The organism is Cellulomonas algicola, assembly GCF_003851725.1.
In the GTDB taxonomy this organism is placed as follows: domain Bacteria; phylum Actinomycetota; class Actinomycetes; order Actinomycetales; family Cellulomonadaceae; genus Cellulomonas; species Cellulomonas algicola.
The window spans coordinates 1-4642 of record NZ_BHYL01000228.1 but is presented as its reverse complement, the minus strand read 5'-3'; the positions used below and the strand labels follow the sequence as shown (position 1 = coordinate 4642).

General features: G+C 75.8%; 3 protein-coding genes and 2 pseudogenes. 3 read left to right on the top strand and 2 right to left on the bottom strand.

Going from position 1 to position 4642, the window contains the following annotated elements; translation table 11 throughout:
• Positions 1-234: pseudogene (locus CTKZ_RS14370) on the bottom strand (cell filamentation protein Fic); the annotation flags it as partial.
• 169 nt (positions 235-403) lie between these two features.
• On the opposite strand from CTKZ_RS14370, the gene CTKZ_RS14365 reads away from it, so the two are divergent.
• Positions 404-1810, top strand: coding sequence for an NAD-dependent malic enzyme (locus tag CTKZ_RS14365; protein WP_124343586.1), 1407 nt, complete (start codon positions 404-406; stop codon positions 1808-1810).
• 170 nt (positions 1811-1980) lie between these two features.
• Here the strand turns inward: CTKZ_RS14365 and CTKZ_RS14360 are convergent, their stop codons facing one another.
• On the bottom strand, positions 1981-3102 hold the full coding sequence (locus CTKZ_RS14360; RefSeq protein WP_124343585.1) for an NADH:flavin oxidoreductase/NADH oxidase: 1122 nt from the start codon (positions 3100-3102) through the stop codon (positions 1981-1983).
• A gap of 90 nt (positions 3103-3192) precedes the next feature.
• Here CTKZ_RS14360 and CTKZ_RS14355 point away from each other — a divergent pair, with 90 nt between their 5' ends.
• Both CTKZ_RS14355 and CTKZ_RS14350 read left to right on the top strand, forming a co-directional pair.
• On the top strand, positions 3193-4131 hold the full coding sequence (locus CTKZ_RS14355; protein WP_235843491.1) for a formate/nitrite transporter family protein: 939 nt from the start codon (positions 3193-3195) through the stop codon (positions 4129-4131).
• A gap of 50 nt (positions 4132-4181) precedes the next feature.
• Positions 4182-4642 (top strand): annotated as a pseudogene (locus CTKZ_RS14350) (hypothetical protein); the annotation flags it as partial.

The window sequence follows — 4642 nt, the reverse complement described above, 5'->3', positions numbered from 1 at the left end:
CTCGTGCGGTGCCGCGCCCGTCGCGAGACCGCGCACGACGTCGAGCGTGACCCGGGCCCCGTCGACGGCCGCGCTGGCCCGCGCGCTGCGCAGCCCGGCCTCGGCGCGGACCTCGCGCCACCTCCGCCGGTACGCCTCGTGCCACCGCAGCCCCTCGCAGGCGACGCGGGCCGCGTCCACGGCGTCGGCCACGCCGGGCAGGTCGACGAGCGGGGCGAGGGGGTCGGCAGGCACCGGCACACCCTACGAGCCGCCGCCGCGCACTCCCGCCGTCTCGACGTCCGCCCACCGACCTCGGGCCTCGCCGGGTGGCGTCCTCGCGCCGCGACTCCCGTACGAGCCTCGTCGACGACCGCGCGTCGATGCCGAGACGCGCCCCGCGCGGCGGGCCAGAATGAGGCGCATGGCGTCGCCGAGCGTGTCCTCGTCCATCACCGCCCGGCTCCAGGTGCAGGCGAGGCCGACGGCGGTCAGCGAGCTGACGACCGCGATCGAGGAGGCGGGCGGGATCGTCACGGCGCTCGACGTCACGGCGTCGGGGCACGAGCAGATGACGGTCGACGTGACGTGCGCGACGCGCGGCGAGCAGCATGCGGCGGACATCGTCGCGACGCTCAAGGACCTGCGCGGCGTGCACGTGGACCGCGTGAGCGACCGGACGTTCCTCATGCACCTCGGCGGCAAGCTGTCGATCGAGTCGAAGGTGCCGCTGCGCAACCGCGACGACCTGTCGATGGCGTACACGCCGGGGGTCGCGCGGGTGTGCGAGGCGATCGCGGCCCGCCCGGAGGACGCGCGTCGCCTGACGATCAAGCGGAACACGATCGCGGTCGTCACGGACGGCACGGCGGTGCTCGGGCTGGGCAACATCGGCCCGCTCGCGGCGCTGCCCGTGATGGAGGGCAAGGCGGTCCTGTTCAAGCGGTTCGCGGGGATCGACGCGTTCCCGCTGGTCCTGGACACGACGGACGTCGACCAGATCGTCGAGACGGTCGTGGCGATCGCGCCGGCGTTCGCGGGGATCAACCTCGAGGACATCTCGGCGCCGCGGTGCTTCGAGGTCGAGCGCCGGCTGCGCGAGCGGCTCGACATCCCGGTGTTCCACGACGACCAGCACGGCACGGCGATCGTCGTGGTGGCCGCCCTGACGAACGCGCTCAAGGTGGTCCGCAAGGACATCGGCACGGTGCGGATCGTGCTGTCGGGCGCGGGTGCGGCGGGCACCGCGGTGCTGCGGCTGCTGCTCGCGGCGGGTGCGCGCGACGTGGTCGTCGCCGACATCGAGGGCGTCGTGCACGCGGACCGTCCGGGCCTGGCGGAGTCGTTGCGCTGGACCGCGTCGGTCACGAACCCGCGGGGCGTGACGGGGACCATCCCGCAGGCGCTGGCCGGGGCCGACGTCTTCATCGGCGTGTCCGCGCCCGACGTCGTCACGGCGCAGGACGTGTCGACGATGGGCCGCGACGCGATCGTCTTCGCGCTGGCCAACCCGCGCCCCGAGGTGGACCCCGACGACGCGGCCCGCTACGCGGCGGTGGTCGGCACGGGCCGGTCGGACTTCGCGAACCAGATCAACAACGTGCTCGCGTTCCCGGGCCTGTTCCGCGGGCTGCTCGACGCGCAGTCGCACAAGATCACCGACCGGATGCTGCTCGCGGCGGCGTACGCGCTGGCGTCGACGGTCGCCGACGACGAGCTGAACCCGACGTACATCGTCCCGAGCGTGTTCCACCCGGACGTGGCGACGGTCGTCGCGGCGGCCGTCGAGCGCGAGGCCCGCGCGGACGCCGAGGCGACCGCCACCACCTGACGCCGCCCGGCCTCGAGCGGCCCGCGGTCGCGTGGAAGACGCGTCGCACCAGGCGCGACAGACCCTCCACGCGACCGGGAGACGCGGGCGGCCGCGGTCGCGTGGAAGGCGCGTCGCGTCCGGCGCGACAGAGGTTCCACGAGACGAGCGACGAGGCGGCGGGCGGCGGGTCAGCGCCAGGCGCCCCGCACGTACTGCGGCTGCCAGCCGGTGACGTCGGGCAGTCCGTCGACGTCCGACACCCCGTCCGCGACGGGCAGCGCACCGGTCCGCACACCGAGGTCGTGCGCCGCGCGCAGGGGCCACGACGGGTCGCGCAGCGCGACACGACCGAGCAGCACGGCGTCGGCGGCACCGTCGACGAGCGCCTGCTCGGCCTGCTCGGGCGACGTGATGAGACCGACCGCGGCGACGGGCAGGCCGGACGTCTCGCGCACGCTCCGCGCGGCGGGCACCTGGTAGCCCGGGCCGACGGGGATCGACGCGAGCGCGTTGCCGCCCGAGGAGACGTCGACGAGGTCGACGCCGTGCCCGGCGAGGTCCTTGACGACGGCGGCGACGTCGGCGACGTCGAGGCCGCCGGGCACCCAGTCGGTCGCGGAGACCCGCACGAGCAGCGGGAGCTCGTCGGGCCAGGCGGCGCGCACGGCGTCGACGGTCTCGACGAGCAGGCGCGCGCGGTTCTCGGGCGAGCCGCCGTACTCGTCGTCGCGCGTGTTCGTGAGCGGCGACAGGAACTGGTGCAGCAGGTAACCGTGCGCGGCGTGCACCTCGACGACGTCGAACCCGGCGTCGAGCGCGCGTCGGGCGGCGGCCGCGAACTGCGCCGGGACCGCGGCGACCTGCTCGGTCGTCATGGCGGTCGGCGCGTCGAGGCCGGGGAACGGCTCGGCGCCGGGACCGAGCGTGGCCCAGCCGCCCTCGTCGACGCCCACGGACCCCTCGACGGGCTCGAACGGCGCGCGCGTCGACGCCTTGCGTCCGGCGTGCGCGAGCTGTACGCCGATGCGCGTCCCGCGTGCGTGCACGAAGTCGGTGATCCGGCGCCAGGACGCCACGTGCGCGTCGTCCCACAGTCCGGTGTCGCGCGGCGAGATGCGACCCTCGGCGACGACGGCGGTGGCCTCGGCGAGCAGCAGGCCGTAGCCGCCGGACGCGCGCGCACCGAGGTGCACGAGGTGCCAGTCCGTCGGGTGGCCGTCGACGGCGGAGTACATGCACATGGGCGCGAGCCACGCGCGGTTGGCGAACGTGGTGCCGCGGAGGGTGAGCGGGGAGAACAGTCGGGTCACGTCGAGAGCCAACCGCGCCGAGGCCCGCGCGGATTCCCGGGCGGTCTTTCGTCCCACGACTCGGACGGGAGCCGGGAGGACAGTGGTCGGGTGCTCCCCATCTCCGACGCCGCGCTCGCGCAGGCCGACGCGGCGCGCCACAAGGTCGACCTCATGGCGACGCCGGGCGTGTTCCTCGTCCGCACGATGCTCGCCGGCGCGTACATCGGCATCGGCGTCCTGATCCTCGCGACGGCGGGCGGTCCGCTCGAGGCCGCGGGCTCGGGCTTCGCGCCGCTGGTCAAGGGCCTGGTGTTCGGCGTCGCGCTGACGATCGTCGTCGTCGCCGGGGCGGAGCTCGCGACCTCCGCGATGATGATCCTCACGCAGGGCGCGATGCTCGGCCGCGTGCCGTGGGGCCGCGCGGGCCTGACGCTGCTCGCCGTGACCGGCGGGAACCTGCTCGGGTCGATGGCGTTCGCCGCGCTCGTGCACGCGTCGGGCGTGCTCGCCCCCGGGACGGCGGGCGGCGCGACGATCGCGACGATGCTCGAGCACAAGGCGCACGAGAGCGCCGGGCAGCTGTTCGTCCGCGGCATCCTGTGCAACCTGCTCGTCTGCCTCGCGATCTGGTGCGGGGGGCGGCTGAAGAGCGAGGGCGCGAAGATCGCGCTCGTGTTCGCGTGCGTCATGGTCTTCATCACGTCGGGCTTCGAGCACGTCGTCGCGAACATGACGACCTTCTCGCTCGGCCTGCTCGGCGGGCTGCCGGGCGCGACGGTCGCGGAGATGGCGCGCAACCTCGCGCTCGTCGGCCTGGGGAACCTGGTCGGCGGGGCGGTCCTCGTCGGGGCGGCGTACGCGTACGGGGTCCGCGCCCCGGGGCGGAGCGCCCAGGTCGCGCGGTGGGCGACGCAGGACGTCGACGAGGTCCCGGCGCAGCTCGGCGCCGCCGCCGCGCACCGGGTCGTGGCGATGGGCCTGCCCGGGCACGCCCCGCGCGACACGGCCCTGCCGACCGGCGAGGCGGTGCCTGCGGCAATACGGTGAGGCGAGCGACGCCGACGAGGCGCACGCGCACCACCACCTGAGGAGACGCGATGAGCACCTCCGACCCGAACCGCCCGTCCGCGGACGAGACGCCGGACGCGTCGACCGCCTCCCCCACGCCGGGGAGCACGGCGCCCGCGACCACGTCGTCGGCCGCGACCACGCAGACCGGCGCACCGACGACGTCGACGACCCCCACGGCGTCGACGCCGCCCACGACGCCGACGTCGGGCGCGACCGCCGAGCCGAGCACCGACACCGGCCGGCACGCGGTCGTGCGCCCCGCGCCGACCCCGCCGCCCGAGCCCGACGGCTCCCGGACCGAGGCGTTCACGCCCGCGACGGGCGCGTCCGGTGCCGCGACGCAGGAGACCTTCACCTCTGCGACCGGTCCGACCGCCCCGCCGCGCGGCACCGCCGCCGGCACCCCGACGGCCGCGCCCGCGAGCGCCCCACCGACGAGCGCCGCACCGACGAGCCCCCCGGTGCCGCCCCCCGCACCCGGCACCGC

Excerpts from the sequence above, each read along its gene's own strand:
- CTKZ_RS14365 (WP_124343586.1), top strand. The coding sequence starts at position 404 with ATGGCGTCGCCGAGCGTGTCCTCGTCCATCACCGCCCGGCTCCAGGTG.